Below are 1054 nucleotides of genomic sequence, written 5' to 3' on the forward strand. Positions count from 1 at the left end.
CGGGTTTCCAGGCGCAGGTCGAAACGCTTGATCACCGGGTTGCTGGCGACCATGCCAGAGTCTTGCTGGTAGGCCACAGGCTTGAGTTTCGGGAACACCGTCTGATCATCGCCGAACACCAGCTTGTGCGCCGTGGCGCTGTGCTGGAAGTGGTAGTGGATACCTTCTTCCTCGCACAGACGCTGGATGAAATGCAGGTCCGATTCATCGTATTGCACGCAGTAGATGCGCTCGGGATAGATCGAACCGGTCTTGAATTCGTAGGCGTTGCTCTGGATGCCGTGTTCTTCGAGGACCATGCCGATGATTTTCGGCACCGTGAGGTTCTGGAAGATGCGTTGATTGACGCGATGCGCCAGGTACGACAATTGCGGGCGCAGGGTCACCGAATAGCGCGTCAGGCGCTTGCCGGAATCGCCTTGCGCGGCGCGGTAGATCTGGCCGTGGATGCCGCTGCCGTCGGGCGACAGCTGCAGGAAGGCCGGTTTGTGCAGCAGGGTTTCGAGGTCCAGCGACGGCTGCTCACTGACCAGCTCCACCTCAAATACAAAAGGCTGGCTGATGGCTTCCCGGCCGGTCAGGGTGAATACCTGAAAATCGGCGGAGAGCCCTTCGATGGTCAGGGCAAAGTGGGTTTCATTGGCCGGCGCGAACATCCCTTGTTCCTCGTGCTGTACAGCGGCGTTCGTCGACAACCGCAAGGCGGTTCAACGCACGCGAAATTCTGGAGGGGCGTAAACAACATCGACCAGCAGGGCTGGTCGATGCTTGTAACGATCAGCCGTAATTAAACGACTGGAGCACGCCAGTCATCGGAACCCGAAGTACCGGATACTTCGTGGGTCCAGGTGATTTTGCGGTAGGTGAACTGCACTTCTTCCAGGTGGGTGAAGTGCGAGTTGCCTGGATCCTGGCAGTTGTGCATTTTGTTGTTGATGGCGACGATGATCGCGTCTTCCAGTTTGGTGGTGTAGTAGTGCTCTTGAGTACCTTGAGCAGAAGTACGGTACCACTGGATAACGATTTCGCTCATGCGCTCGCCGGAGGTCAGAGC

2 protein-coding genes are annotated in these 1054 nt (G+C 57.6%); both read right to left on the bottom strand.

Annotation, left to right across the window (positions count from 1 at the left end; all coding sequences use genetic code 11):
- Window positions 1-656: type VI secretion system tip protein TssI/VgrG (gene tssI / locus U862_RS0128960; RefSeq protein ID WP_025113569.1), on the bottom strand; the 656-nt coding region annotated here is incomplete at its 3' end.
- Window positions 657-787: 131 nt separating this feature from the next.
- Window positions 788-1054: type VI secretion system tube protein TssD (gene tssD, locus U862_RS0128965; protein ID WP_025113570.1), on the bottom strand; the 267-nt coding region annotated here is incomplete at its 5' end.

The organism is Pseudomonas sp. H1h (assembly GCF_000633255.1).
Lineage (GTDB): Bacteria > Pseudomonadota > Gammaproteobacteria > Pseudomonadales > Pseudomonadaceae > Aquipseudomonas.